The organism is Acidovorax sp. sif1233 (genome assembly GCF_019218755.1).
GTDB lineage: Bacteria > Pseudomonadota > Gammaproteobacteria > Burkholderiales > Burkholderiaceae_C > Acidovorax.
Genome location: NZ_JAHUWZ010000001.1, coordinates 558,394 through 583,581, shown reverse-complemented (window position 1 = coordinate 583,581; position 25,188 = coordinate 558,394). Strand labels below are relative to the sequence as shown.

General features: G+C 65.9%; 24 protein-coding genes and 1 tRNA gene. 18 read left to right on the top strand and 7 right to left on the bottom strand.

The annotated features are described in order from the left end of the window. Positions 1-26: 26 nt before the first annotated feature. From KW843_RS02675 to rapZ, 3 genes are read left to right on the top strand one after another with little or no spacing between them, the layout of a single operon-like run. The gene (locus KW843_RS02675; protein ID WP_218293536.1) at positions 27-923 is read left to right on the top strand and encodes an NAD kinase; all 897 of its coding nucleotides are present in this window, start codon (positions 27-29) and stop codon (positions 921-923) included. Between the two features lie 2 nt (positions 924-925). Further along, positions 926-2,596: a DNA repair protein RecN gene (recN, locus tag KW843_RS02670; protein ID WP_218293535.1), complete on the top strand. Its 1,671-nt coding sequence runs from the start codon at positions 926-928 to the stop codon at positions 2,594-2,596. Beyond that, positions 2,596-3,459, top strand: a complete 864-nt coding sequence (gene rapZ / locus KW843_RS02665) for an RNase adapter RapZ (protein WP_218293534.1) — start codon at positions 2,596-2,598, stop codon at positions 3,457-3,459. Before recN ends, rapZ begins: the two co-directional genes overlap by 1 nt. Before the next feature lie 30 nt (positions 3,460-3,489). Here the strand turns inward: rapZ and mutY are convergent, their stop codons facing one another. From mutY to mutM, 3 genes are all read right to left on the bottom strand, one after another. Then, positions 3,490-4,560, bottom strand: coding sequence for an A/G-specific adenine glycosylase (gene mutY / locus KW843_RS02660; protein WP_218293533.1), 1,071 nt, complete (start codon positions 4,558-4,560; stop codon positions 3,490-3,492). Further along, positions 4,557-6,521 carry a dynamin family protein gene (locus KW843_RS02655; protein WP_218293532.1) on the bottom strand — a complete coding sequence of 655 codons (1,965 nt, stop codon included), beginning with the start codon at positions 6,519-6,521 and terminating at the stop codon, positions 4,557-4,559. The genes mutY and KW843_RS02655 overlap by 4 nt, the downstream gene beginning before the upstream one ends. Before the next feature lie 107 nt (positions 6,522-6,628). After that, positions 6,629-7,444: a bifunctional DNA-formamidopyrimidine glycosylase/DNA-(apurinic or apyrimidinic site) lyase gene (mutM, locus tag KW843_RS02650; RefSeq protein WP_218293531.1), complete on the bottom strand. Its 816-nt coding sequence runs from the start codon at positions 7,442-7,444 to the stop codon at positions 6,629-6,631. A gap of 29 nt (positions 7,445-7,473) precedes the next feature. On the opposite strand from mutM, the gene KW843_RS02645 reads away from it, so the two are divergent. The 7 genes from KW843_RS02645 to pth all read left to right on the top strand — a co-directional run bounded on the left by KW843_RS02645 (position 7,474) and on the right by pth (position 13,433). Then, entirely contained in the window at positions 7,474-9,252 is a 1,779-nt protein-coding gene (locus KW843_RS02645) for a tetratricopeptide repeat protein (protein WP_218293530.1), read from the top strand. A 32-nt stretch (positions 9,253-9,284) separates the two neighbouring features. After that, positions 9,285-9,788 carry a lipoprotein insertase outer membrane protein LolB gene (locus KW843_RS02640; protein ID WP_218293529.1) on the top strand — a complete coding sequence of 168 codons (504 nt, stop codon included), beginning with the start codon at positions 9,285-9,287 and terminating at the stop codon, positions 9,786-9,788. A 33-nt stretch (positions 9,789-9,821) separates the two neighbouring features. Beyond that, positions 9,822-10,679 (top strand): 4-(cytidine 5'-diphospho)-2-C-methyl-D-erythritol kinase, encoded by an 858-nt coding sequence (gene ispE, locus KW843_RS02635; protein ID WP_218293528.1) that lies wholly within the window; start codon positions 9,822-9,824, stop codon positions 10,677-10,679. 30 nt (positions 10,680-10,709) lie between these two features. Further along, positions 10,710-10,786, top strand: a tRNA-Gln gene (locus tag KW843_RS02630). Positions 10,787-10,833: 47 nt separating this feature from the next. After that, complete coding sequence (locus KW843_RS02625; RefSeq protein ID WP_218293527.1) at positions 10,834-11,808, top strand: ribose-phosphate pyrophosphokinase; 975 nt, start codon at positions 10,834-10,836, stop codon at positions 11,806-11,808. A gap of 162 nt (positions 11,809-11,970) precedes the next feature. After that, entirely contained in the window at positions 11,971-12,606 is a 636-nt protein-coding gene (locus KW843_RS02620; protein ID WP_218293526.1) for a 50S ribosomal protein L25/general stress protein Ctc, read from the top strand. Positions 12,607-12,824: 218 nt separating this feature from the next. Continuing rightward, the gene (gene pth / locus KW843_RS02615) at positions 12,825-13,433 is read left to right on the top strand and encodes an aminoacyl-tRNA hydrolase (RefSeq protein ID WP_218293525.1); all 609 of its coding nucleotides are present in this window, start codon (positions 12,825-12,827) and stop codon (positions 13,431-13,433) included. A 107-nt stretch (positions 13,434-13,540) separates the two neighbouring features. On the opposite strand, the gene KW843_RS02610 is transcribed toward pth, so the two are convergent. Continuing rightward, positions 13,541-13,798, bottom strand: a complete 258-nt coding sequence (locus tag KW843_RS02610; RefSeq protein ID WP_218293524.1) for a YfhL family 4Fe-4S dicluster ferredoxin — start codon at positions 13,796-13,798, stop codon at positions 13,541-13,543. Positions 13,799-14,007: 209 nt separating this feature from the next. Between KW843_RS02610 and KW843_RS02605 the strand changes: the two genes are divergently transcribed. The 8 genes from KW843_RS02605 (at position 14,008) to KW843_RS02570 (ending at position 23,176) form a co-directional block, all read left to right on the top strand. Next, positions 14,008-14,970: an ABC transporter permease gene (locus KW843_RS02605; protein WP_218293523.1), complete on the top strand. Its 963-nt coding sequence runs from the start codon at positions 14,008-14,010 to the stop codon at positions 14,968-14,970. 5 nt (positions 14,971-14,975) lie between these two features. Further along, the gene (locus KW843_RS02600) at positions 14,976-15,854 is read left to right on the top strand and encodes an ABC transporter permease (RefSeq protein ID WP_218293522.1); all 879 of its coding nucleotides are present in this window, start codon (positions 14,976-14,978) and stop codon (positions 15,852-15,854) included. A gap of 30 nt (positions 15,855-15,884) precedes the next feature. Then, on the top strand, positions 15,885-16,922 hold the full coding sequence (locus KW843_RS02595) for an ABC transporter ATP-binding protein (protein ID WP_218293521.1): 1,038 nt from the start codon (positions 15,885-15,887) through the stop codon (positions 16,920-16,922). Further along, on the top strand, positions 16,919-17,794 hold the full coding sequence (locus KW843_RS02590; RefSeq protein WP_218293520.1) for an ATP-binding cassette domain-containing protein: 876 nt from the start codon (positions 16,919-16,921) through the stop codon (positions 17,792-17,794). Before KW843_RS02595 ends, KW843_RS02590 begins: the two co-directional genes overlap by 4 nt. A gap of 103 nt (positions 17,795-17,897) precedes the next feature. Continuing rightward, positions 17,898-19,388 carry an ABC transporter substrate-binding protein gene (locus KW843_RS02585; RefSeq protein ID WP_218293519.1) on the top strand — a complete coding sequence of 497 codons (1,491 nt, stop codon included), beginning with the start codon at positions 17,898-17,900 and terminating at the stop codon, positions 19,386-19,388. A gap of 263 nt (positions 19,389-19,651) precedes the next feature. Continuing rightward, positions 19,652-21,055, top strand: coding sequence for an amidase (locus KW843_RS02580; RefSeq protein ID WP_218293518.1), 1,404 nt, complete (start codon positions 19,652-19,654; stop codon positions 21,053-21,055). A gap of 132 nt (positions 21,056-21,187) precedes the next feature. After that, entirely contained in the window at positions 21,188-21,796 is a 609-nt protein-coding gene (locus KW843_RS02575; protein WP_218293517.1) for a hypothetical protein, read from the top strand. 24 nt (positions 21,797-21,820) lie between these two features. Then, positions 21,821-23,176, top strand: a complete 1,356-nt coding sequence (locus KW843_RS02570) for a tetratricopeptide repeat protein (protein ID WP_218293516.1) — start codon at positions 21,821-21,823, stop codon at positions 23,174-23,176. A 62-nt stretch (positions 23,177-23,238) separates the two neighbouring features. Here KW843_RS02570 and KW843_RS02565 read toward each other — a convergent pair whose 3' ends face one another. The 3 genes from KW843_RS02565 to KW843_RS02555 form a co-directional block, all read right to left on the bottom strand. Then, positions 23,239-23,910: a histidine phosphatase family protein gene (locus KW843_RS02565; protein ID WP_218293515.1), complete on the bottom strand. Its 672-nt coding sequence runs from the start codon at positions 23,908-23,910 to the stop codon at positions 23,239-23,241. Positions 23,911-24,034: 124 nt separating this feature from the next. Continuing rightward, positions 24,035-24,259: a hypothetical protein gene (locus KW843_RS02560; protein WP_218293514.1), complete on the bottom strand. Its 225-nt coding sequence runs from the start codon at positions 24,257-24,259 to the stop codon at positions 24,035-24,037. 38 nt (positions 24,260-24,297) lie between these two features. Next, positions 24,298-25,185, bottom strand: a complete 888-nt coding sequence (locus KW843_RS02555) for a DUF429 domain-containing protein (protein ID WP_218293513.1) — start codon at positions 25,183-25,185, stop codon at positions 24,298-24,300. Positions 25,186-25,188 lie beyond the last annotated feature (3 nt).

The window sequence follows — 25,188 nt, the reverse complement described above, 5'->3', positions numbered from 1 at the left end:
AATGATTTTAATGATGTAATTTCGCGATGACGTCCAATTTCCGCCATGTTGCGCTCATCGGCAAGTACCAGGCTTCATCGGCAGGCTCCATGGGCGACAGCTCTCGCCAAGCCTTGGAAGACATCGCCCATTTTCTGGAGCGCCAAGGCTGTGAAGTGATGCTGGAGGCTGAAACCGCCAGCAACACCGGGCTGACACACTACCCAGCCTTGAATGTAGACCAGATAGGCAGCCAGTGCGACCTGGGCCTCGTGGTCGGAGGCGATGGCACCATGCTCGGCATAGGCCGCAGGCTCGCCCGGTTTGGCACCCCCCTGATCGGCATCAACCAGGGGCGCCTGGGCTTCATCACGGACATTCCGTTTGACACGTACCAAGCCACCCTGCTGCCCATGCTGCAGGGCGAGTACGAGGAAGACCTGCGGCCGCTCATGCACGCCACGGTGGTGCGGGATGAGCGGATTGTCTTTGAGGCCCTCGCGATGAACGATGTGGTGGTGAACCGAGGCGCCACGTCGGGCATGGTGGAGCTGCGTGTCGAGGTGGGCGGCCGCCTGGTGGCGAACCAGCGCGCAGACGGCCTCATCATTGCTTCGCCGACGGGGTCCACGGCCTACTCGCTTTCCGCCGGCGGGCCGATGCTGCACCCCTCCATTCCAGGATGGGTGCTCGTGCCCATTGCCCCCCACACGCTGTCCAACCGCCCCATCGTCCTGTCGGATGCCACCGAAGTGGCGGTCGAGGTGGTCAGCGGAAGGGATGTCAGCGCCAATTTCGACATGCAGTCCCTGGCCTCTCTGCTGCACGGGGACCGCATCCTGGTCAAACGGTCGGAGCACTGCGTGCGGTTCCTTCACCCCCTGGGCTGGAACTACTTTGCCACGCTGCGCAAGAAACTACGTTGGAACGAAGGAGGTTCCTGACCATGGCGCTCAGGCGGATCACCCTGCGTGATTTTGTGATCGTTCAGGCGCTGGAGCTTGAACTGGGCTCCGGCTTCACCGTGCTGACCGGAGAAACCGGCGCCGGCAAGTCGATCCTGATTGATGCCCTGCAATTGGTGCTGGGCTCCCGTTCGGATGCGGGCGTGGTTCGCGAGGGCGCAAGCAAGGCCGACCTGTGTGCGGAATTCGATTGCCCGGCCCATGTTCACCCCTGGCTGGAGGAAGCGGGCTTCGACATCGATGACCTGCTGCTCTTGCGCCGCACCGTGGACGCGCAGGGTAAAAGCCGGGCATGGATCAATGGAACGCCCGCCACTGCGGCGCAACTGCGGACGCTGGGCGACAGCCTCCTGGACATTCATGGCCAGCATGCGTGGCAGAGCCTCACGCGGCCTGACTCCGTGCGCGGGCTGCTCGACGCATTTGCAGGAGTGCGCACCGCAGAGACCACCGCACGCTGGGCCCAATGGCGTGCGGACCAGAAGGCCCTGCAACAGGCGCGCCAGGCGCAGGCCACGCTGCAGCAGGAACGTGAGCGCCTGCAGTGGCAGATCAGCGAGGTGGACAAGCTGGCCCCCGCCAATGGCGAATGGGAAGAGCTCGACGCCCAGCACAAGCGCCTCTCGCACGCGCAGGCCCTGCTGGAAGGCGCGGAGGGCGCGATCCAGACCCTGCAGGACGACGAGGCCGGGGCGCTCGCCGGGCTCGCGCGCGCGCACGCCCTCCTGCAAAGCCAGGAACATATTGAGCCCGAGTTCGCCAATCTTGCGGACATCCTCTCCTCCAGCCTCGCGCAGGCGAGCGATGTCGTGCACTCGCTGCAGCTGTACCTGAGGCATGCGGAGATCGACCCACAGCGCCTGGCAGAACTCGACGCGCGCATATCGCTCTGGATGACTCTGGCGCGCAGGTACAAGCGCACTCCCGCAGAGCTGCCTGCCCTGCTCGCAGGCTGGAAGGAAGACATGCGCCGCCTGGATGCGGCCACCGATCTGGAGCAGCTGCAGGTCGCGGAAGCCTCCAGCGCCAAGGCCTACCAGGCATCGGCGCGGTCTCTGTCACTGGGCCGCGCAAAGGCGGCTCCCCGGCTGTCCCAGGCCATCACGCTGGCCATGCAGGGCCTTGGCATGGAAGGAGGGAAATTCGAGGTGTCCGTCACCAAAGCGCAGGAGCCTTCAGCCCATGGCATCGACGACGTCGTCTTCCTCGTGGCCGGCCATCCCGGCATGACCCCCAAACCCATCGGCAAAGTGGCGTCGGGGGGCGAGCTGTCGCGCATCTCCCTTGCCATCTCGGTGACGACCAGCGAATTGGGCATGGCGCCCACGCTCATCTTTGACGAAGTGGACTCCGGTGTCGGCGGTGCGGTGGCCGAAACCGTGGGACGCCTCATGCAGCAACTGGGCAGCAACCGGCAGGTGCTCGCAGTCACCCATCTGCCCCAGGTGGCAGCCTGCGCCCACCATCACCTGAAGGTTTCCAAGCGCAAGAGCCCACAAGGCACCACCAGCACCGTCCTGGCGGTTCAGGAGGAGCAACGTGTCGCGGAGATCGCCCGCATGCTGGGAGGGGAACGCTCCACGGGCACGACACTCGCCCACGCACGGGAAATGCTGGATATCGCTGCCGCAACTTCGGAAGGAAACGGCTGATGGCGCTCGAAATCGTCCTCATCACCGGCATGTCGGGCTCCGGAAAATCCGTGGCGCTGCATGCCCTGGAAGACGCTGGGTACTACTGCGTGGACAACCTGCCGCCCGAACTGTTGCCTGCCTTCGTGGCACTGGAGCACCGCCACCACGGGAACCGCGTTGCCATCGCAATGGACGTCCGCAGCGCCACATCCTTGCACCAGGTGCCGCAGGAGCTCCATAGGCTCAGGAGCCAGGGTGTGCTGGTGCAATCCATTTTTCTGGATGCAACGATCGACACCCTGGTGCGGCGCTTTTCGGAAACACGGCGACGCCACCCACTGTCGCACGACGACCTCCAGCAGGGGCGCAAGGCGCTGGTGCAGATCATCGAACTGGAGCGCGAGCTGCTGGCCGAGCTACGAGAGCAGTCGCATGTGATCGACACGAGCACGATACGGGCCTCGCAACTGCAAAGCTACGTCAAGAGCTTGATCGTCACGGCCCGGGGGCAGATGACCCTGGTGTTTCAATCCTTTGCGTTCAAGCGCGGCATACCGATGGACGCGGACTACGTCTTCGATGTTCGGATGCTGCCCAATCCGCACTATGAGCCCTCATTGCGTGATCTGACCGGGCTGGACGAGCCTGTTGCCCACTTCCTGCGCCAGCAGCCCGACGTCTCGTTGATGCAGGCGCACATCGAGCAGTTCCTTGCGCACTGGCTGGAAATGCTTGACCGCAACCACCGCAGCTACGTTACCGTGGCCATAGGCTGCACCGGTGGCCAGCACCGCTCGGTCTATCTGGTGGAGCGCCTCGCCGAGGTTCTGAACAGCCGCTGGACCGCACTGAAGAGGCACCGGGAACTGGATGGGCGGTAAGGCGCGGTACCGCGCACACCCCCACCCCCATCACCAAAGCTGCGCCTGCGTCGAATCAAGCAGCTTGCGGATAGGCGCCGGCAGGCCGATGGAGTGCCATTCGTCGGCACCAAACCACCCGCCGTCTTCCGTGGGACGCTCTGCAATGTCCCCCGCGACCAGAACGGGATGAAGATGCAGATCCCTGTGCGTCAGCACGTGAAGAAACGGCTGCAGCTCATTGCAGGAAATGCGGGACGCATCGCCCAAAGACGCGACACAGCCCATGAGAGAGGCACCGTCGGCAAATACCGGAACGCAGTGCATTCCCGCCCAGATGCCAGCCGCCGGACGACGCTGCAACCAAACCCGGCCCCCGGGATTTCGAAGCACGAGCAGTTGCCAGGATTCTGAACGGCGCACCAGCCTGCGCGTCTTGACGGGATAACGCTCCGCGTCGCCGGCCCTGGACGCTGCGCAGCCGCTTGCCAGGGGGCACTGCCCGCAGCGCGGCATTTTTGGAGTACAGACCGAGGCGCCCAGATCCATGAGCCCCTGCGTGTAGCGGGGCATGGCAGCATGCAGATTTTTCCTGGGGAGCAGTGCCTGCGCCTCCTCCCACAACAGACGTTCATTTCCTGCCGACGCCAGGTCCTTGTCGAACCCCAGCAGGCGCGTGAGCACCCTGCGGACATTGGCATCCAGAATGGGGACTCGCTCAGAAAAACAGAAGGCTGCGATCGCTCCCGCCGTGGACCGGCCAATCCCCGGCAAAGTCGCCAGCACCGCGGCAGTGTCGGGAAATACGCCCCCATGTTCGGCGACCACCTGCTGGGCGCAGCGATGCAGGTTGCGGGCACGGGCGTAGTAGCCCAGCCCGCTCCACAGCCCCATCACTTCGTCCTGCCCGGCCTGCGCCAGCGCCCTCACATCGGGGAAACGCGCAAGAAAGCGCGCGTAGTAGTCGAGAACCGTGGCAACCTGGGTTTGCTGCAGCATGATTTCCGACAGCCAGACCCTATACGGATCACGTGTTTGCTGCCAGGGCAGATGGTTGCGCCCGTGCGTCGACTGCCACGCGACCACGCGCTCCGCCACGCTCCCGTGCTCTGTGGCGCTCATGCCGAGACAGGATGGCTGCTGTCGGTGGTCGCGGATTCCAGTCCCGGCAGGGCAATGAGCTTCGCGGTCAGTTCCTGCAGCCTGTGCTCCAGCTGAACCAGCTCGTCCTCGCTCGACTCTATTTCCGCGATGCGCTCCACCAAGCCACTGGCCGCATGCTGTATGCGATCGACGGCTTCGATGCGGCGCGCAAAACTGCGGCGACGTTCACGCAATTGGGCATCCAGCTGGGCGGTGGCGGATTTGCTCCACAGTTCCAGATCGTTCGCTGCGGACTCGTACACGGTACGCAGCCGCATGGCCAAGGCCCGCACCAGGCGTTCCGCGAACTCGGGCTGTGCCAGCTTCAGCGCATTGCCCATGCCGAGGTACTGCAGATGGCTTTGTTCGATCTGGTTCAGATCGTGCGTGAAATGCTCCAGCTGGGGGGCTGAAGGCACCTGAAGGGAAAAACCGAACTCGGCATTGAGTTGCCTGAACGTTCCACCCAGCATGGCCTGGATCTCGGTGCCCGATGCCTGTGCCTTGTCCAGCGTGCCGCGCAGTTTGTCGAAGGTCTGGACATAAATTTTCTTGACCCCCAGCTTGAGCCCCTTTTGTTGCAGCGTCTGCGCCAGTTCAGAGAGTTCCGCCTTGAGCGCCTTGGCGCCCAGTTGCTGGAACACGTCACGGAGAAGCTTGAGGTGAACAGCGCGCACCGCCTGTATCTTGGTCGTGCTCAGGTCGAATTCGCGCTGCTCCTGCTCGACGCGGTGGCGCATCGATTCGATCACCGATGCGTTCTTGCCACGGAGGCTGCGCAACTCGGCCATCTGGTCGTCGAGATCGCGGCGCCGGATATTGATGACGCGGGAGGTTTCAGTGCGCAGGCTGGCGACGCCATTGGCCACCGCCGCCCGCAGAATCGACTGACGCCGGCCCATGATGCCCTTGGCCAGAGCCTCTTCCAACACCGGCAGTCCGCTGGTTTCCAGCAGCAGATCGTCGGCGGTGATCTTGGCGACCAGGCCTTTCTGCGCGGACACCGGGACCACCCTCTCCAGGGGAACCCCCAGCATTTCCGCGGAAGTGCTGCACTGGCGCTCCATCTGCGCCTGCACCTGTTCGGCCGAGTTGAGCGTGTCCCACAGCGTATCGATCTTGTTCAACACCACCAGCCGGGCATCCATGCTGTCCGCTGAAATGGCCAGATGCTCGCGCCAGATGGACAGGTCGGAACGGGTCACGCCGGTGTCGGCACTCAGGATGAAAACGACCGCATGTGCCTGCGGGATGAGATTGACCGTGAGTTCGGGCTCCGCGCCCACGGCGTTCAGCCCTGGGGTATCGAGGATCACCAGCCCCTGCTTGAGCAAGGGGTGCGGAATATTGATGATGGCGTGGCGCCACATGGGCACTTCCACGAGCCCCTGGGCGTCGGGCACGGGGTTCTCATCGGTCAGGTCATCGTGCCAGAAGCCCAGTGCGCGCGCGTTGTCCAGGCTGACCTTGCGCACTTCGGCGACTTTCTCGAGCGCCTTGGCAATCTGGTCTGCGTTGCCGACGTCCAGAGGAATCTCCTGCCAGCGATCCGTTTTGACCCTCCACTCGGCCAGGCTCTGCATCTGCAGGCGGGTTTCAATCGGCAGCAACCGAAGGCTGGGCGCCACGCTGGCGTCGTAGCCGAGTTCCGTGGGGCACATGGTGGTGCGCCCCGCACTCGCAGGCATGATGCGGCGTCCATAGTCGGCAAAGAAGATCGCGTTGATCAACTCGGATTTGCCGCGCGAGAACTCGGCAACGAACGCCACCATGACCTTGTCGCTGCGAACCTGCTCCTCCAGACGGTGCAGCCGTTCCTGCACGGCAGCGTCCATGAGCTCGTGCGAAGACATCCACTCGGCCAGCCGCTTGAGTTGCTGGGCGAACTCACGCCGCCAGACGCCGTGCTGGTCGAACTGCTCGTTGAATGAAGGTCCCACTGTGCTCCCAGAGATCTATGTATGGCCTACAAGGCAGGCATATACACAAAATATAGCATCGACGGCCCACGGGCTGTCATTTGGGCCAGGCCGCGCCCCCGCTCGCCTCAGGGCCGCTGGCATGCCGGGCAAAAATAGCTGCTCCGCTGTCCTTGGCGCAGAACGCGTATCGGAGTGGCGCACCCGTGGCACGGCGCTCCATCGCGCCCATAGACATTTGCCTGGGTCTGAAAGTGCCCCGCGGTGCCATCCGCATTGGAAAAGTCGCGCAATGTGCTGCCCCCCAGCTCCACCGCCCGCGCAAGCACCACGCGAATGGCTTCATGCAGTTTCCGCACCCGTGCGGGCCCAATGCGCGAAGCACTCGTGGTCGGCCGGATGCCGGCCAGGAAAAGCACTTCCGAGGCATAGATGTTGCCAACCCCCACCACAAGCCGGCCGGCCAGGAGCAACTGCTTGATGGGCATCTGGCTCTTTTTCAGCCCCGACTGGAAGGCCGCGAGAGAAAACGCTTCGGACAGAGGCTCCATGCCCAATCCCCCGAGCAACTTGGCAGCGACCGGATCCTCCTCCCCCGTGGCGTAAACCACCGCACCGAACCGGCGGGGATCATGCAGCCGCAGCGTTCCCTGGCTGGTCACCATGTCGAAGTGATCATGGACGCCCGCCGCAGGCAACCCTCGGGTGAACCGAAGGCTTCCGGACATCCCGAGGTGCAGGAGCAGGACCCCGCTGCTGGTATCGGCCAGCAGGTACTTGCCGCGACGGCGCAGGTCCACCACGTGCTGGCCTATCAGGGTCTGAGGGGGGCAACCCAGGGGCCAGCGCAGGGGTTTTCCCAGTGTGACGGCCTCGATGCGGGCGCCAGTGATGGCATCGGCCAAACTGCGGCGCGTCACTTCCACCTCGGGCAACTCAGGCATACGAAGACCCCGGCAATGGGTTAACAGGCATGGATTATTATGACCCGATGGTGCCATTTCACAGCTTTCGGATCGCCGCATTGACTACCGTTATCGCGGTAGCTGCCCACTCAGCATGGGCGCAACAGCCGGGGGGCGACGCCCCTCCCGCCACCGGCGAAGCCCCCGTGGCATCCAATCCGGCGCTGGATGCGGAATTGTTTTACGAGATTTTTCTGGGCGAGATCAGTGCGCGGACCGGTGACCCGGGTGCCGGCTACGCGTTCATGCTCGAGGCGGCACGCCGCAGCGCGGATGGACAGCTTTACCAGAGGGCAGCGGACATCGCACTGCAGTCGCGCTCGGGCGAGTACGCGCTGGCAGCCGCCAAGGCGTGGAAGGAAGCACTGCCGCAGTCACGGGAAGCCAACCGCTATGTACTCCAGATTCTGGTTGCGCTGAACCGGATTGGCGAAACCCCCGATCTGCTGCGCCAGGAGCTTGCCCAGTCCCCGCCCCGCGCCAAGGCGTCCACGCTTTCCGCACTGCCCCAGATGTACGGACGCGCGAGTGACAAGGCACTGGCGGCCAAGGTGGTGGAAGCGGCCCTTGTCGACGAACTCGCGCACCCCGCCACCGGACCGGTGGCCTGGGTGTCCCTGGGGCGCCTGCGCATGGCGGCTGGCGACAAGCCGGGAGCGCTGGATGCTGCGCGCAGGGCGCAGGCCCTGGACAACGCCAACGAGGCTGCCGCCGTGCTGGCGCTCGAGCTGGTGGAAGAGAACACCCCCGAGGCCGAGCCCTTGGTGACACAGGCACTCGCCAAGCAGCCGGTCCCCGAGCTCAGGATGGCGTATGCCCGGGTGCTTCTGGGCTTGCAGCGCTATCCGGACGCCAGCCATCAGCTGGAATTTGTCACCAGGGACAAGCCCGAACTGGTGGAAGCATGGCTGGTGCTCGCCACCTTGCAATTCCAGGACAACCGCCTGCCCGCGTCGGAGAGTTCGCTGCAGCGCTTCATGGAACTTGTGTCGGCCTCTCCGGATGCGGACGTGCGCCAGAAGGGGTTGACGCAAGCCTACTTGCTGTACGCGCAAATCGCAGAGAAGAAGCAGGATTTCGCGGCCGCCGAGGCATGGCTGGGACGCATCGACAACGTCGATGAAGTCTTCAGCGCGCAAAGCCGCCGCGCATCCCTGCTGGCGCGCCAGGGCAAGGTGGCCCAGGCGCGCGCGCTGCTGCGCAACCTGCCCGGTACCTCGGCCGAAGACAAGCGGATGAAGCTGCTGGCCGAAGTGCAATTGCTGCGCGACCTGCGGCTGTACCAGGAGGCCTACGCAGTCCAGAGCGATCTCGTGGCGCTGGCGCCCGATGACGCGGAGCTGGTCTACGACCAGGCCATGCTGGCGGAAAAAGCAGGCCAACCCGAGACGATGGAACGGCTGCTGAGACAGGTCATCGCGCAAAAGCCCCAATACCATCACGCCTACAACGCGCTCGGCTACTCCCTGGCGGAGCGAGGCTTGCGCCTGGACGAAGCCAAGCAGCTGATTCTCAAGGCCATGGAGTTCGCTCCGTCGGACCCCTTCATCACGGACAGCCTGGGCTGGGTGGAATTCCGGATGGGGAACAAGGCGGAAGCGCGGCGGCACCTGGAAACCGCGTACAAGGCGCGTCCGGACGTGGAAATCGCCGCGCACCTTGGCGAGGTGCTCTGGAGCCTGGGAGACAGGGAAGCGGCCGTCAGGGTCTGGAAGGAAGGCCAGCGCGCGAGCCCCGACAATGAGACCCTCAAGGAAACACTGGCGCGCCTCGGAGTCAGCCTTTGATGCGGGGCTGGCAAACGACACCGCTGCACCCCATGGTCGGCCTTGCAGGTCTGCGGCGTTTCGCCGTGTTGCTCGCATGGCTTGCCTGCGCGTTGTGGCTGGCCGGTTGTGCGCAGCCGATGCAAAAAACCGCTCCTGAAGAAGACGCATGGAGCGGTCGCCTGGCCCTGCAAGTCGATGGGCAGGCATCGCAGTCGTTTTCCGCCATGTTCGAGCTGCGCGGCAATGCCCAGAGCGGGGGGCTTGCATTGATAAGCCCCCTGGGCAGCCGCATCGCGCAGCTGGACTGGAAGGATGGGCACGCGCAGCTCGTCAGCGCGCAGGAGACCCGCACCTCCGATTCGCTGGATGCACTGCTGCAGGATGTGACCGGCACGCGCATCCCCGTCGCGGCCCTGTTTGGCTGGCTCAAGGGCGTGCAAGCCACGGTGCCAGGCTGGAGAGCGGACCTCTCCGCCCTGGAGCAGGGGCGGCTGGTCGCCCACCGGGACGACCCCGTGCCACAGGCCACCTTGCGCATCGCCCTGACCCGCTAGCCCGCATCCCCTCCTCGCGCACCGTTTGTTGCCATGCAAGCCCTTTATGACGTGCCTGCCCCGGCCAAGCTCAACCTTTTTCTGCACATCACAGGCCGACGCCCGGACGGGTACCACCTGCTGCAGTCGGTCTTCATGCTGGTCGACTGGTGCGACACGCTTCATTTCGAGCGCTGCGCGTCAGGCGAGATCACGCGTGAAGACATCGGCCCCGCATTGCCGGAGATAGACCTCACCATCAAGGCGGCGCGTGCCCTGCAGCAGGCCACGGGCTGCCGCCAGGGCGCGCGCATCGGCGTCTTGAAGAGCGTGCCTTCGCAAGCGGGCATGGGCGGCGGCTCGTCGGATGCCGCAACCACCTTGCTGGCTCTCAATCGGCTGTGGGGCCTGGACCTGCCGCGCACGGCACTCGAAAAGATCGGATTGACGCTGGGTGCCGACATTCCATTTTTTTTACGCGGCCACAACGCCTGGGTCGAAGGAATTGGTGAGACAATCACGCCGCTTGAGAAAGCACACCAACTGCCGCCAGCGCGCTTTGCCATCGTGAAGCCCGCAGCAGGCTTGGAGACAAAATCAATTTTTTCGTCACCAAGTTTGAAACGCGATTCAGATAGTGCTACAATCTTAGGCTTTGCTGCAGCACACTTTGACTTCGGTCGAAACGACTTGCAGCCCGTTGCCCAGGCGCTCTGCCCCGAAGTCACCGAAGCCATTGAATGGCTCAGGTCGCGAGGGTTGCAAGGCCGGATGACAGGCTCAGGCAGTGCGGTGTTTGCACAAATGTCACACGCAGTTGATTTGGACCGCGCCCCCGAGGGCTGGCAGGTCAAGGCATGTGAAAATCTGATGATCCATCCTCTGGCAGGCTGGGCATCAGACGAGAATTAAGGTTCGCTGCCTTCGGCAGTTGACCTGTGTAGGGGAGTCGCCAAGCTGGTTAAGGCACCGGATTTTGATTCCGGCATGCGAAGGTTCGAATCCTTCTTCCCCTGCCAAATTTCTTTTCGCGTACGGGCTTTTTTTTCAGACTGCTGGGACGCTCATGCAAGCCAACCACCCCGACTTCATGGTTTTCACCGGCAATGCCAATCCTGGCATGGCAGCTGAAATCGCCCAACACCTCGGCACCACCCTCGGTGCAGCCGACGTGGGTCGCTTCTCCGACGGCGAAGTCACCGTAGAAATCAAACAGAACGTGCGTGCACGGGATGTTTTCGTGGTGCAGTCCACCTGCGCGCCGACCAACGAAAACCTGATGGAACTGCTGATCATGGTCGATGCGCTCAAGCGCGCGTCGGCAGAGCGGATCAGCGCCGTGATCCCCTACTTCGGCTATGCCCGCCAGGATCGCCGCCCGCGTTCCACGCGCGTGCCGATCACCGCCAAGGTGGTGGCCAACATGCTGCAGGCCGTGGGCGTTGCCCGGGTCCTGACCATGGACCTGCATGCCGACCAGATCCAGGGTTTCTTCGATATCCCCGTGGACAACATCTACGCGTCGCCCGTGCTGCTGGGTGACCTGCGCCAGAAGAACTACGAAGACCTGATCGTGGTTTCGCCCGACGTGGGTGGCGTCGTGCGGGCGCGTGCGCTCGCCAAGCAGCTCAACTGCGACCTGGCCATCATCGACAAGCGCCGCCCCAAGGCCAACGTGTCGGAAGTCATGCACGTGATCGGCGAGATCGAAGGCCGCAACTGCGTGATCATGGACGACATGATCGATACCGCCGGCACGCTGGTGAAGGCGGCCGAAGTGCTCAAGGAGCGTGGCGCCAAGAAGGTGTACGCCTACTGCACGCACCCCATTTTTTCGGGTCCTGCCATCGAACGCATCGCCAAGGGTTCCGCCCTCGACGAAGTGGTGGTGACCAACACCATCCCCTTGAGCGACAACGCCCGGGGATGCACCAAGATTCGCCAGCTCTCCGTGGCACCGCTGATCGCAGAGACGATACAGCGCATTGCCAAGGGTGAGTCGGTGATGAGTCTGTTCTCGGACCAGGACAACCTGTTCTGACGCGCTTCCCACGGGAGCGTTGCGGACCGGATTGCGTGCAGGCCTCCTTCGGGAGGCTTGCCTGTTCGAGGGCATTGCATGGGCCTGCCGCCAGGAATGGCACCGCAGGCTTTTTTCAACAGGGCAAGACTGGTCGCGGTCTGTCCTTTTCAGGAGCTAGTTATGAACTTCGTCGCTTTTGAGCGCGCCAAGCAAGGTACGGGTGCGAGCCGCCGTCTGCGCAATTCGGGCAAGACGCCTGGCATCGTCTACGGTGGCACCACTGAACCCCAACTCATCGAGGTGGACCACAACGCACTGTGGCACGCCCTCAAGAAGGAAGCTTTCCACTCCAGCGTGCTGGACATGGAAGTGGCCGGCACGACCTCCAAGGTCCTGCTGCGCGACGTGCAATACCACCCCTACAAGCAGCTCGTCCTGCACATCGACTTCCAGCGCGTGGACGAAAAGACCAAGCTGCACATGAAGGTGCCACTGCACTACAGCGGCGCTGAAGAGTCCAACGCCGTCAAGGTCGACAAGTGCATGGTCAACCCGATCGTGAACGAACTGGACGTGACCTGCATGCCTTCGGACCTGCCAGAGTTCATCGCTGTGGACCTGTCCAAGCTGGAAAAGGGCGCATCCCTGCACCTGAAGGACATCAAGCTGCCCAAGGGCGTGGTGGCCAAGGTCCGTGGTGGCCAGAACAACAACCCCGTTCTGGTGTCCGTGGTGCCTCCGGTCGTGGTCGTCGAGACCCCTGCCGAAGCAGCCCCCGCGGCCGACGCCAAGGGCAAGGGCAAGGGCAAGAAGTAATCAGCCGTCCTTCACGGACGACCCTTTGCTTCTTCCCCAAGGCCAGCGCGCTCCGGCGACGCTGGCCACAGAAACGGCCCACCCTGCGTGGGCCGTTTTCATTGGAAGACGCGGCCTGGCGGACCCCGTCCCGCCGCCGGGCGAGCCCCCCTTCCCCGGCGGAGCCGCTCCGCACCCCTTGCAGTTCGCACCACCGCCGCACACGGATAATCCCGCCCATGATCAAGCTGTTTGTAGGCCTTGGAAACCCCGGGCCAGACTACGAGGCCACCCGCCACAACGCCGGTTTCTGGTGGATCGATGCCCTGGCGCGCGAGCTCAAGGCCACGCTGGTGCCCGAGCGCAGCTACCACGGGCTGGTCGCGCGCACCACGGTGCATGGACAGAGCGTGTGGCTGCTGGAGCCGCAGACCTTCATGAACCTCTCGGGCAAGTCCGTCGCTTCGCTGGCGCGCTTCTTCAAGATCCAGCCCGAAGAAATCCTGGTGGTGCATGACGAACTGGACATTCCGCCCGGGCAGGTCAAGCTCAAGCGCGGCGGAAGCCATGCCGGGCACAACGGGCTGCGCGACATCCACGGCCAGCTGGGCTCGCCCGACTACTGGCGCCTGCGCGTGGGCATCGGCCATCCGGGCGTGAAAAGTGAAGTCGCCAACTGGGTGCTCAAGAAACCCTCGCCCGACCAGCGCACGCTGATCGAGGACAGCATCGCCCATTCCCTGAAGGCCTACCCGGCCATGCTGGCGGGGGAGATGGACAAGGCCACCTTGCTCATCCACACCACCAAGCCGCCACGCCCCAAGCCACCCCGTCCCGCGGAAGACTGACCCCCCTGCCGGCGTGGCCCTGCCCACAGGGCATGGCAGTCATTGCTATTTATTTCATAGCATCCTGCGCTTGATACACAAGCGCTTACCGCCTCCAAGGCTTGAAATCAGGCCGGCGGCGCAGCCTGCAGCCGCTGGAATTTCTGCCACAGGGTTTCCCGGTTCTCCACGTGCTGCGGGTTCACGGGGATGCACGCGACGGGGCAGACCTGCACACACTGGGGCTCATCGAAGTGCCCCACGCATTCGGTGCATTTGCTCGGGTCGATCTCGTAGATCTCCTGCCCCAGGTAGATCGCCTGGTTGGGGCATTCGGGCTCGCAGACATCGCAGTTGATGCACTCGTCGGTGATCATCAGCGCCATACGGCCTCCCTGGGCATGGAGCCGGAAGCAGGGGCCAGAAGGTACGCAGCGCAGTTCATGCTCCGTATTATCCCGCGATGGTGGCATGTGCCTTGCATGCGACACTGCAACCCACCACCGCCGACGGGGATGTTTTTACCGTTATGCTGTGTATACACATTAATTTGACGCACTCGCGCCTTCCTCCTTTTTCCTGACGCCACCCTCCCATGGGCCTGTTTTTCCTCAAGCGATTCATCACCCTCCTGGCCACGCTGATCGGTGCTTCGGTCGTGGTGTTCCTGGTGCTAGAGATCCTGCCGGGCAACGCCGCCCAGATCCTGATGGGCCCCGACGCCTCTCCCGATGCCGTGGCCGCGCTGGCGGCCAAGCTGGGGCTGGATCAGCCCGCCGGCCTGCGCTACTGGAACTGGGTCAGCGGCCTGGTGGTGGGCAACATGGGCGACAGCTATGCCTACAGCTCCCCGGTTCTTGATCTGGTGCTGGAGCGCCTGGCCCTGACCGTGCCGCTGGCCCTCATGGCCATGGTCATCACCACGGTGCTGGCGCTCGCGGCGGGTGTCTACGCCGCCGCGCGCCACAACAAGCTCGGCGACGTGGGCGTGATGGGGCTGGCGCAGATCGGCATCGCCATTCCCAACTTCTGGTTCGCCATCCTGCTGATCCTGCTGTTCTCCGTGAAGCTGCAATGGTTTTCCGCCGGCGGCTTCCCCGGCTGGACGGAGGACGCCGGCGGCGGCCCGCTGGAAGCCCTCAAGGCGCTGCTGCTGCCGGCCATCGCGCTGGCCGTGGTGCAGGCGGCCATCCTCGCACGCATCACGCGCTCGGCCGTGCTGGAGGTGCTGCGCGAAGACTTCGTGCGCACCGCGCGCGCCAAGGGCCTGTCGCAGCGCGCCGCGCTCTGGGGCCACGTGCTGCGCAACGCCATGATCCCCGTGGTCACCGTCATGGGCCTGCAGTTCGCCAACCTGCTGGCCGGCACCATCGTGGTGGAGAACGTGTTCTACCTGCCAGGCCTGGGGCGCCTGATCTTCCAGTCGATTTCCAACCGCGACCTGATCGTGGTGCGCAACTGCGTGATGCTGCTCGCGGCCATGGTGGTGATCGTGAACTTCGTGGTGGACATCCTCTACGCCGTGATCGACCCCCGCGTGAAGGCTTCCGACATCTGATTCCCATGAGCGCCGCCGTGTCCACCCCCTCCTCTTCCACGCCCTCCGCCCCCGGCTGGCTGCACCGCGCCCTGCGCCACCGCAGTTTTGTCATTGGTGCTGTGTTGTCAGCGCTGCTGATCCTTGCTGCGCTGCTCTCCTTCGTCTGGACGCCCTGGTCGCCCTACGAGATGGACTTGGCCAACAAGCTGGCGAGTCCATCCGGCACCCACTGGCTGGGCACCGATGCCTTCGGGCGCGATGTCGCGTCGCTGCTGCTGGTGGGCGCGCGCAACTCCATCCTGGTGGGCGTGATCGCCGTGGGCATCGGCCTGACCATCGGCACGGCCCTGGGCCTGCTGGCCGCCGCCAAGCGCGGCTGGGTGGAAGAACTGATCATGCGGCTGGCGGACTTCACGTTCGCGTTCCCCGCCATCCTCTCGGCCATCATGATGACGGCGGTGTTCGGGGCGGGCATCGTCAATTCCATCATCGCCATCGGCATCTTCAACATCCCCACCTTCGCGCGCGTCACGCGCGCCTCGGCCAACGCCGTGTGGTCGCGCGAATACATCATGGCCTCGCGCGCCTGCGGCAAGGGCGGCTGGCGCATCACCCTCGAGCATGTGCTGCCCAACATCCTGTCGGTGCTCATCGTGCAGGCCACCATCCAGTTCGCCATCGCCATCCTGGCGGAAGCCGCCCTCTCCTACCTGGGCCTGGGCACGCAGCCACCCCAGCCTTCGTGGGGCCGCATGCTCAGCGAGGCACAGACCCTGATGTTCCAGGCGCCGCTGCTGGCCGTGTGGCCCGGCGTTGCCATCGCGCTGGCCGTGCTGGGCCTGAACCTGCTGGGCGACGGCCTGCGCGACCTGCTCGACCCCCGCCTTTCACGCAAGCGCTGATCCCGCCAAGCAGACCACCAGAATCCCACGATGTCTCTGTTAGAAGTCTCCAACCTCCGCATCCGCCTGCAGACGCACCGAGGCCCCGCCGACGCCGTGCGCGGCGTGAGCTTTTCGCTGGCGCGCGGAGAAACCCTGGGCCTGATCGGCGAGTCGGGCTGCGGCAAGTCCATCACCGCCATGTCGCTCATGGGCCTGCTGCCCGACAGCGCGCAGGTCACGGGCAGCATCCGCTTTGATGGCCAGGAGCTGGTGCGCCGCACCGATGCGCAGATGTGCAAGATGCGCGGCAACCGCATCGGCATGGTGTTCCAGGAGCCCATGACAGCCCTGAACCCCGTGCACACCATTGGCCGCCAGGTGGCCGAGCCCTTGCGTCTGCACCGTGGCATGAGCGCTTCGGCCGCGCGCGCGGAGGCCCTGGCGCTGCTCGACCGCGTGGGCATCCCCCACGCCGCGCAGCGCTTCGATGCCTACCCCCACCAGTTCTCGGGCGGCCAGCGCCAGCGCATCACCATTGCGATGGCCTTGGCCTGCGGGCCCGACCTGCTGATCGCCGACGAGCCCACCACCGCGCTGGACGTGACCATCCAGCAGCAGATCCTGGACCTCATCAGCGACCTCGTGGCCGAGCGCAACATGGCGCTGATCCTCATCTCGCACGACCTCGGCGTGATCTCGCAGAACGTGGACCGCATGATGGTGATGTATGGCGGCAGCGTGGTCGAGAGCGGCTCCACCGCTTCGGTCTTCTCCGCCATGGCCCACCCCTACACACGCGGACTGTTCGCGGCACGGCCCCATCTGGGCGCCGTGCATGCACCTGGCCAGCGCCCGCGCCTGTCCACCATCCCCGGCACCGTGCCGGAACTCGTGGACCTGCCGGCCGGCTGCCCTTTCGCCGGGCGCTGCAGCTACACCGTGGATGCCTGCCACCACGATCGGCCCGAAGCCACGCTGGTGGCCACCGATGCCGATGGCGACCACGCGGTGCGCTGCCTGCGCCGCGAAGCCATCGCCGAGGCCCAGAGTGCCCAGGCGGTGAACATTGTCGAGGTGACCGCATGACCCCCCTGGCGTCCCTTTCCAACGCCCCCCTGCTGCAGGTGAAAGACCTGGTGCGTGAATACACGCTGCCGCGGGAACATCTGTTCCAGCCCCCGGGCAAGGTGCATGCACTCAACGGCGTGAGCTTTTCGGTGGCTGCAGGCCGCAGCCTGGGCATCGTCGGCGAATCGGGCTCGGGCAAATCCACCCTGGCCCGCCTGGTGATGGCGCTGGACACGCCGACCTCCGGCACCGTCGAGCTGCAGGGCCGCAACCTGCACCAGTTGCCCGCAGAGCAGCTGCGCCACGCGCGGCGCGACTTCCAGATGGTCTTCCAGGACCCCTACGGCTCGCTCGATCCGCGCCAGACGGTGGAGCGCATCGTGACCGAGCCCCTGCAGGCCCAGGGTGAAACCAGCCGCGCCGCCCAGCGCGAGCAGGCCGGCCAGGTGCTGGCCCAGGTGGGCCTGCGCACCAACGACCTCTCCAAGTACCCGCATGAATTCTCGGGCGGGCAGCGCCAGCGCATCGCCATCGCGCGCGCGCTCATCACGCGCCCGCGCCTCATCGTCGCCGACGAGCCCGTGAGCGCGCTCGACGTGTCCGTGCAGGCCCAGGTGCTGAACCTCATGCAGGACCTGCAGCAGGAGTTCGGCATCACGTACATGCTCATCAGCCACGACCTGGCGGTGGTCAACCATCTGTGCGATGAAGTCGTGGTGCTGTACCAGGGCCGCATCGTCGAACGCGGCTCGCCGGCTGAACTGTTCCGCAACGCGCAGCACCCCTACACCCAGTCGCTGGTGGGCGCCGTGCCGCAGGTGCAGCCCGGCCGGGCGCGCGCACGCCGCGCCGCGGCGGCCGCTGCCACGGCCACCGCAAAAACCGCATAACCAAATGCGCACGCGATGGTGTAAAAAGCTTTTGTGCTCCCCGGTAACAAATTGAAATGACACCGGGGCTTTCGTCTGGTTTTTTTGTCTGGAGAGTCCGAACATGCTGAACCGCCGTACCGTCCTAGCCACTGGCGCCATCGCCGCCGTGCCCCTGTCCACCTCGCTCGGCGCCCTGGCGCAGGGCCGCAAAGACGCCGTGGTGCTGGCCATGACGCTCGAACCCCCGGGCCTGGACCCCACGGCCGGCGCCGCATCGGCCATCGCCGAGATCGTGCAGTACAACATCTTCGAGACGCTCACCAAGATCAACGCCGACGGCAGCGTGTCGCCGCTGCTGGCCGAGAGCTGGGAGGTCTCACCCGACCTCAAGACCTACACCTTCAAGTTGCGCCGGGGCGTGAAGTTCCAGAATGGTGAGCCCTTCAATGCCGCCGCCGTGAAGTTCTCCTACGACCGCGCTGGCGGCGAAAAGAGCACCAACAAAGACAAGCGCACCTTTGCGGGCCTGACCACCCAGGTGGTGGACGACTACACCGTCGTGCTGCTCAACAAGGACATCGACCCCGACCTGCTGTTCATCCTGGGCCAGGCCACGTCGATCATTGTCGAGCCCAAGAGCGCCGACACCAACGCCAACAAGCCCGTGGGCACCGGCCCCTACCAGCTCCAGGCCTGGAACAAGGGCTCCTCGGTGGTGCTGACGGCGTGGGACGGTTTCCGCGATGCCAAGGCGCTCAAGATCAAGCGCGCCACGTTCCGCTTCATCTCCGACCCCGCCGCCCAGGTGGCCGCCCTGCTGGCTGGCGACGTGGATGCGTTCCCCCGCGTCACGCCCCGCAGCGTGCCGCAGTTCAAGGGCAACCCCAAGTTCCAGGTGGTGGTCAGCGGCTCGCGCGCCAAGACCATCCTGGCGATCAACAACGGCAAGAAGCCGCTGGACGACGTGCGCGTGCGCCGCGCCATCGCCGCCGCCGTGGACCGCAAGGCCGTGATCGAAGGCGCGGGCGATGGCTACGGCGCGCCCATCGGCAGCCACTACGTGCCCGGCGCATTCGGCTATGTGGACACCACGGGCGTGAACCCCTACGACCCCGAGAAAGCCAAGAAGCTGCTGGCCGAAGCTGGTGTCAAGACACCGCTGGAACTGACCCTGACGTTGCCGCCCACTCCCTACGCCCGCCAGGGCGGCGAGGTGGTCGCAGCGCAACTGGCCAAGGTCGGCATCATCGCCAAGATCCAGAACGTGGAATGGGCGCAGTGGCTCAGCGGCACCTATGGCAGCAAGAACTACGACCTGACCATCATCAGCCACGTGGAGCCGTTCGATCTGGGCAACTTCGCCAAGCCCGACTACTACTGGGCCTACAACTCGCCCAAGTTCAACGAGCTGTTCAACCAGATCAAGAACGCTGCCCGCCCCGCCGACCGTGCCCGCCTGCTGGGTGACGCACAACGCCTGCTGGCCAACGATGCAGTGCACGCGTTCCTGTACTCCAACCAGTGGATCACGGTGGCCAACAAGAACCTCAAGGGCCTGTGGAAAGACATGCCCGTGTTCGTGAACGACATCTCATCGCTGTCCTGGTCCTGAGATGGGACACCCCCCTGAGGCCCTGCGGGCCTTCCCCCCGCTCTCACATCGCTGCGCGATGTGGGCAGGGGGACGCAGCCCTCGCTGCGGGGCGGCCCTTGCTCGGCTGCCCGCGCTTGGGCCGCGCCAGTTTCAGGGGCTGCGGGTAGCGCGCGGCGCCATGGATCACTAAAACCTGCGGGAGCAGATTGCTCCTAAAACAATAGCTTTTAGCGCTTTACCAATAGGCGGTAGCAGCCTTTTTTACTTGTAAAACTCCCGACATGACTGCCTTGCACGACCTGCCCGCCCACGACCTCCTGGTCGCCTACCGCCAGCGCACGCTGTCGCCCGTCGAGGTCACGCAGGCCGTGCTGGCCCACATCGAGCGCTGGGAACCACACATCCGCGCCACCTACCTGCTGCGTCCCGAAGCAGCCCTGGCGCAAGCCCGTGCGTCCGAAGCGCGCTGGCTGCGGGGCGAGCCCATGGGCGCGCTGGACGGCGTGCCCAGCACCATCAAGGAAAACATCGCCACGCAAGGCGACCCGACACCTCTGGGCACTGCAGCCGTGGAGCTGGTGCCTGCCGCTGCCGATGCGCCGCCCGCCGCCCGCATGCGCGAGGCCGGTGCCGTCATCGTGGCCAAGACCACCATGCCCGACTACGGCATGTTGTCCTCGGGCCTGTCCACCTTCCACCCGCTCTCGCGCAACCCGTGGGACACCCGCAAAGGCCCCGGCGGCTCCAGCGCCGGTGGTGGCGCCGCCGCTGCCGCAGGCTACGGCCCGCTGCACATCGGCACCGACATCGGCGGCTCGCTGCGCCTGCCCGCCAGCTGGTGCGGCATCTTCAGCCTGAAACCCAGCCTGGGCCGCATCCCCATCGACCCGCCCTACACCGGCCGTGCCGCCGGCCCCATGACCCGCACGGTGGCCGACGCCGCGCTGATGATGCAGGTACTCAGCCAGCCGGACGCGCGCGACAGCATGAGCCTGCCAGCGCAGGACATCTCCTGGAGCCAGTTCAACAAGGGCGTGGAGCGCCTGCGCGGCCTGCGCATCGGCCTGCTGCTGGACGCGGGCTGCGGCCTGCCGGTGGAACCCGAAGTGAAGGCCGCCGTGGAACGCGCAGCCCGCCTGATGGAGGCCGCTGGCGCCACCATCGTGCCCATGCTGCCCTTCATGACCCAGGCCATGCTCGACGGCATGGACCACTTCTGGCGCATGCGCTCCCACATCGACCTGAAGGCCCTGCCCGCGCAGCAGCGCGACAAGGTGCTGCCCTATATCCGCACCTGGGCCGACAGCGCCGCCAGCATGAGCGGCACCGAGGTCTTCAACGCCAGCCACCAGTTCCACCTCACGCGCGTGAATACGGTCAAGGCCTGCAGCGCGTTCGACTACGTGATCTCGCCCGTGGCGCCGATGGCCGCCTTCCAGGCCGAACTGCCCTCGCCCACCAACGACCCGCTGCGCCCGCTCGAGCACATCGGCTTCACCGTGCCGTTCAACATGTCCGAACAGCCGGCGGCCTCGGTCAACTGCGGCTACACCGCCAGCGGCCTGCCCATCGGCCTGCAGATCGCCGGCGCGCGCTTCGACGACCTGGGCGTGCTGCAGGTGGCCCATGCGTTCGAGCTGATCCGCGAGCCGCAAAAGGCCTGGCCGCTGCCGCCTGCGGCTTAACCCCGAGGGCCCGGCGGGGTGGATGTTGGTAACCTAGGGGTTGGCAACACGCACGCCCCGCGTGCGGCGCCCCCTCCGGGCTGGCCTGCGCCCCGGGCCACCACGACACGCACCACTTCAACGAATCACCGCATGGACATCCTCATCCTGGCGATCCTCATCGCCACCGGCACCTTCATGCTCAACGCCAAGGAGCAGCGCAAGCGCATCGTGCTGCTGGGCAACCATCTGGCCCACTACCAGATCGAAAAGCTGATGGAAGCGCTCACAGACGGCTACCTGCGGGCCCTGGGTGAAAGCACCGACGAGCGCCGCAGCCAGATCTGGAGCCTGCTGAGCACCACCGAACAGCAGCTGAGCGAGCAGTTCAGCCGCTTCGCCGCGGACTTCGCCAAGGTGAGCGACGCCGACGCGCGGGTCAGCCGCCTCGCGATGGCCATCCCCTTCGCCGAGAAGATCCTGCCGGCGTTCACCTTCGACATGCGGCGGGCCCTGGCGATCCATGCACGCGGCATCACCCATGTGGTGCAGAACACCAGCCACCTGTCGCCCAAGGACCGGGCCTACATGATGACGGCGGAGCTGTTCCTGATGCAGCACACCTGCCACTGGTTCTGCAAGTCCAAGACCGTTGCCACGGCCCGCATGCTGGCGCGCCACCAGACGCCGCATGAGCAGCTGGTGGCCTCCGTATCGGCCGAGACACGCAAGGCCTATCTGACGCTGATCAAGGGCGGCTGAGCCCTGCCGCCCAACAATGCCCCCATGCCATCCACCGCCGCGCACGCACTGACCGACAGCCTGGGCAACACCGCCACCCTGCGCGAGCCGGGCAGCGCGGCGGCGTTGAATGACTTCGTGGAAGGCTTCATCGCCTGCGAGGCCCGCGCGGTGAACGTGCTGCAGGCCGCCGGCGACCCCAGCGCCATCGTGCAGGCCTGCTGCGCGGCACTGCACATGTTCGCCGAATCGGCGCAGGCGCCGGGCAACGCACGCCCCTTCATCGACCGGGCGCTCGCCCATGCCCCTGCGGCGAGCGAGCGCGAACAGCGCTTCGTGGCCGCCGTCGCCGCCTGGGTTCACGGCGACCTGCCGCGCGCCATCGCGCTGCACGAGGAGCAGGCCCGCCTGTTCCCGCGCGACCTGGCCTCCCTCAAGCTCGGCCAATACCACTTGTTCAACCGCGGCGACTCCCCCGGCATGCTGCGCCTGGCGCTGCATGCCCTGCCCGCTGCCGCCGACGTGCCCTACCTGCACGGCATGCTGGCCTTTGGCTGGGAGCAGTGCCACCGGCTCACCGAAGCGGAAGCCGCCGCGCGCCATGCGGTGCGCCTGTGCCGCAAGGAACCCTGGGCCCACCATGCCCTCGCACACGTGATGCTGACACAGGGGCGCATCGGCGAAGGCGCGGACTTCATGGCCGGCGTGAGCGACACCTGGACGGGGCTCAACTCCTTCATGGTCACGCACAACTGGTGGCACCAGGCACTCTTCCTGCTAGAGCAGGACCGGCACGCCGAGGTGCTGGCGCTGTACGACAGCCAGGTGTGGGGCGTGGTCAAGGAATACACGCAGGACCAGATCAACGCCGTCTCGCTGCTGGCGCGGCTGGAACTGGCGGGCGTGGATGTGGGCCACCGCTGGGCCGACGTGGCCGGCCACCTGGCACTGCGCCTGTCCGACCATGTACTGCCGTTCCTGGACCTGCAGTATCTCTACGGCCTGGCCCGCGCGGGCCGCACGGAGGCGGCACGCACGCTGCTGCGCAACATCGAGGCCCACGCCGCCACGCGCACCGAGGCACATGAACGCACCGTGTGGAAGCAGGTGTGCGAGCCCGCCGCGCGCGGCCTGCTGGCGCATGCGCAAGGCGACTGGGCCACGGCGGCGGAGCAGCTGGGCCTGGCATTGCCACGGCTGCTGGAGATCGGCGGCAGCCACGCGCAGCGGGATTTGTTCCACCAGATCTGGCTGGATGCGCTGCAGCGCAACGGGCAGTGGGCGGCGGTGCAGAACCTGCTGCAGCCGATGGCCAATGCGCAGCCGGAGTCGGTGCGGCTCGCGCGGCAGGTGGGGGTGGTCAATGGCGCCCTGGGGCTGCTGCTGCCACACCAGGGATAGCGGAGCCCGGCGATAGAAGCAGGCGCGGGCGCGGCCCGCCCTCCCCTGTGCCTGCCGCCAGGCTATCTCACCAGCAGCTTCGTCTGGTCATACACCGGCTGCGCCGGCAGATCCGCCAGGTGCCGCACATCGGCCCAGTCCAGCACCTCCACCACATCGCCATCCACCCGCACGCGGTTCAGGCCGGCGTTGGGGATGTCGCTCTGGCGCGGGCCGTCCAGGCCCGTGCCGCGGGCGGTGCGCCAGATCATGTCGAGCACGCCGCCGTGGGTGACCACCATGACTTTTTTCCCCGTGTGCCGCAGCGCGATGCGGCGCACGGCGTCCATCACGCGGGTGTGGAACTGGCGCGTGGTCTCGCCGCCGGGCATGCCGTAGTCGGCTTCGAAGCGCAGCCACTGGGTCCAGGCATCGGCGTGTTCGATCTTGATGTCGTCCACGCGCTTGCCGTCCACCACGCCGAAGCTCTGCTCGCGCAGGCTGCTGTCGGTGAGGGTGTCGATGCGCAGTTCCGGGAACAGCACCTGCAGGCTGGGCGTGGCGGTCTGCTGCGTGCGGATGAGGTCGCTGCAGACCAGGTGGTCCACCACGATCTGTTCCGCGGCCAGGCGTTCGGCGAGGCGGCGGGCCTGTTCGTGGCCGGTGGCGTTGAGGGGCACATCCACGTGGCCCTGGAAGCGCAGTTCGCGGTTCCAGTCGGTCTCGCCGTGGCGGATCAGAATCAATTCAGTCATGCATGCCATTATCGAATGCATGCACATGATTGCAAGCACTTTTGACTGCTAGCGCTTATGCAACAAGCGCTGATAGCTATGTTTTTTATAACAGCAGCCTGTCCACCACCCACCGTGCGGCACGTCACCGCATGGGCACGATGAGCACTTTGCGGCGCGGCTGGCAGCCAGGGCCTTCGTAGGCGGCGCTGTCGCGCTGCCAGCCATGGCCCGGCGAGGCTTGCGCGCAGACGCGTGCGCCATCCACCATGCTGCGCCAGTAGTACCAGGGCGCGGGGGCGGCCTGTGCGGGCGGCATCAGCAGTGCCAGCAGGGCGAGGGCAAGCAGGGAGCGGGCGACAACCGGCATGGGGGTGGTGAAGATATCAGGCGTGGGTTCCGCCCATGCTACGCACCGTGCGCCGGACCGATGCCCGGAAAAGCGGCAATATCGGCGGCATCGGCGGTCACGATCCAGCCTTCGAGCGGGTCCAGCCCGGGCGGCAGGCCGTAGAGCGCGTCGCCCTCTGCATGGCGCTGCTGGGCCCAGGCGGCCTGCAGCAGGCACAGCACGGCGTCCAGGCTGTCGCCGCTCGCGTCGTCCACCAGCACATCGCGCTGCGCGTGGCTGAGCTTCAGGCGCAGGCCCAGCCGGGTCTGGCCCATCTCCAGCGCATTCACGAGGTCCTTGCGGGCAATGAGCCGGTCGGGCGTGTGCTTGGCGCGGTCGTCGCTCTTGTAGCTGCGCCGCTGCAGCACTTCGCGCGCCAGCAGCCCCGGGTAGGCTTCCAGCGCCACGCGGCGCGGGTCTCCGCCGTGCAGGCCCGGCAGGTGGACACCGGCGTCCAGCAGCAGCGGCAGGCCCGCGTGCAGCATGTAGGCCACGGGCGGGTTCACCCATTTCATCGACGGGCTGGAGCCCGCGGGCCCGTCGGTGGCGCGGTGCGCGAACTTGCCGCCCACGGGGCGTGCGTCGCAGAACGCGGCGAACTGGTCGCGGATCTGCGCGCGGCTGAGGCCGCGGTAGTGCTGCATGCAGGCGCGCCACTGCACCGGCCAGCCCAGCGCCCGCACCAGCTCGCGCGGCAGGCCGAAGGGCAGGTCGAAGCCGCCCACCCAATCGCCCGGCCGGGCGAGCCACTCGCCCAGCGCGGCCAGCGTGTCAAAGCGCTCCAGCGCGGCGAGCTGCACCCGCGCGCCCTGGCGCTGGCCCAGCGCCAGCACGACGGGCTTGCGCCGCGTGGGGCTGCTGGAGAAATCGCAGCCCAGCAGCAGGGGACGGATGGGCTCCGCCATGAC

What these genes read in the sequence shown, in the direction of transcription:
- KW843_RS02675 (WP_218293536.1), top strand. Translation starts at nt 27, where the DNA reads ATGACGTCCAATTTCCGCCATGTTGCGCTCATCGGCAAGTACCAGGCT.
- recN (WP_218293535.1), top strand. Translation starts at nt 926, where the DNA reads ATGGCGCTCAGGCGGATCACCCTGCGTGATTTTGTGATCGTTCAGGCG.
- rapZ (WP_218293534.1), top strand. Translation starts at nt 2,596, where the DNA reads ATGGCGCTCGAAATCGTCCTCATCACCGGCATGTCGGGCTCCGGAAAA.
- mutY (WP_218293533.1), bottom strand. Translation starts at nt 4,560, where the DNA reads ATGAGCGCCACAGAGCACGGGAGCGTGGCGGAGCGCGTGGTCGCGTGG.
- mutM (WP_218293531.1), bottom strand. Translation starts at nt 7,444, where the DNA reads ATGCCTGAGTTGCCCGAGGTGGAAGTGACGCGCCGCAGTTTGGCCGAT.
- KW843_RS02645 (WP_218293530.1), top strand. Translation starts at nt 7,474, where the DNA reads ATGGATTATTATGACCCGATGGTGCCATTTCACAGCTTTCGGATCGCC.
- KW843_RS02640 (WP_218293529.1), top strand. Translation starts at nt 9,285, where the DNA reads ATGGTCGGCCTTGCAGGTCTGCGGCGTTTCGCCGTGTTGCTCGCATGG.
- ispE (WP_218293528.1), top strand. Translation starts at nt 9,822, where the DNA reads ATGCAAGCCCTTTATGACGTGCCTGCCCCGGCCAAGCTCAACCTTTTT.
- KW843_RS02625 (WP_218293527.1), top strand. Translation starts at nt 10,834, where the DNA reads ATGCAAGCCAACCACCCCGACTTCATGGTTTTCACCGGCAATGCCAAT.
- KW843_RS02620 (WP_218293526.1), top strand. Translation starts at nt 11,971, where the DNA reads ATGAACTTCGTCGCTTTTGAGCGCGCCAAGCAAGGTACGGGTGCGAGC.
- pth (WP_218293525.1), top strand. Translation starts at nt 12,825, where the DNA reads ATGATCAAGCTGTTTGTAGGCCTTGGAAACCCCGGGCCAGACTACGAG.
- KW843_RS02610 (WP_218293524.1), bottom strand. Translation starts at nt 13,798, where the DNA reads ATGGCGCTGATGATCACCGACGAGTGCATCAACTGCGATGTCTGCGAG.
- KW843_RS02605 (WP_218293523.1), top strand. Translation starts at nt 14,008, where the DNA reads ATGGGCCTGTTTTTCCTCAAGCGATTCATCACCCTCCTGGCCACGCTG.
- KW843_RS02600 (WP_218293522.1), top strand. Translation starts at nt 14,976, where the DNA reads ATGAGCGCCGCCGTGTCCACCCCCTCCTCTTCCACGCCCTCCGCCCCC.
- KW843_RS02595 (WP_218293521.1), top strand. Translation starts at nt 15,885, where the DNA reads ATGTCTCTGTTAGAAGTCTCCAACCTCCGCATCCGCCTGCAGACGCAC.
- KW843_RS02590 (WP_218293520.1), top strand. Translation starts at nt 16,919, where the DNA reads ATGACCCCCCTGGCGTCCCTTTCCAACGCCCCCCTGCTGCAGGTGAAA.
- KW843_RS02585 (WP_218293519.1), top strand. Translation starts at nt 17,898, where the DNA reads ATGCTGAACCGCCGTACCGTCCTAGCCACTGGCGCCATCGCCGCCGTG.
- KW843_RS02580 (WP_218293518.1), top strand. Translation starts at nt 19,652, where the DNA reads ATGACTGCCTTGCACGACCTGCCCGCCCACGACCTCCTGGTCGCCTAC.
- KW843_RS02575 (WP_218293517.1), top strand. Translation starts at nt 21,188, where the DNA reads ATGGACATCCTCATCCTGGCGATCCTCATCGCCACCGGCACCTTCATG.
- KW843_RS02570 (WP_218293516.1), top strand. Translation starts at nt 21,821, where the DNA reads ATGCCATCCACCGCCGCGCACGCACTGACCGACAGCCTGGGCAACACC.
- KW843_RS02565 (WP_218293515.1), bottom strand. Translation starts at nt 23,910, where the DNA reads ATGACTGAATTGATTCTGATCCGCCACGGCGAGACCGACTGGAACCGC.
- KW843_RS02560 (WP_218293514.1), bottom strand. Translation starts at nt 24,259, where the DNA reads ATGCCGGTTGTCGCCCGCTCCCTGCTTGCCCTCGCCCTGCTGGCACTG.
- KW843_RS02555 (WP_218293513.1), bottom strand. Translation starts at nt 25,185, where the DNA reads ATGGCGGAGCCCATCCGTCCCCTGCTGCTGGGCTGCGATTTCTCCAGC.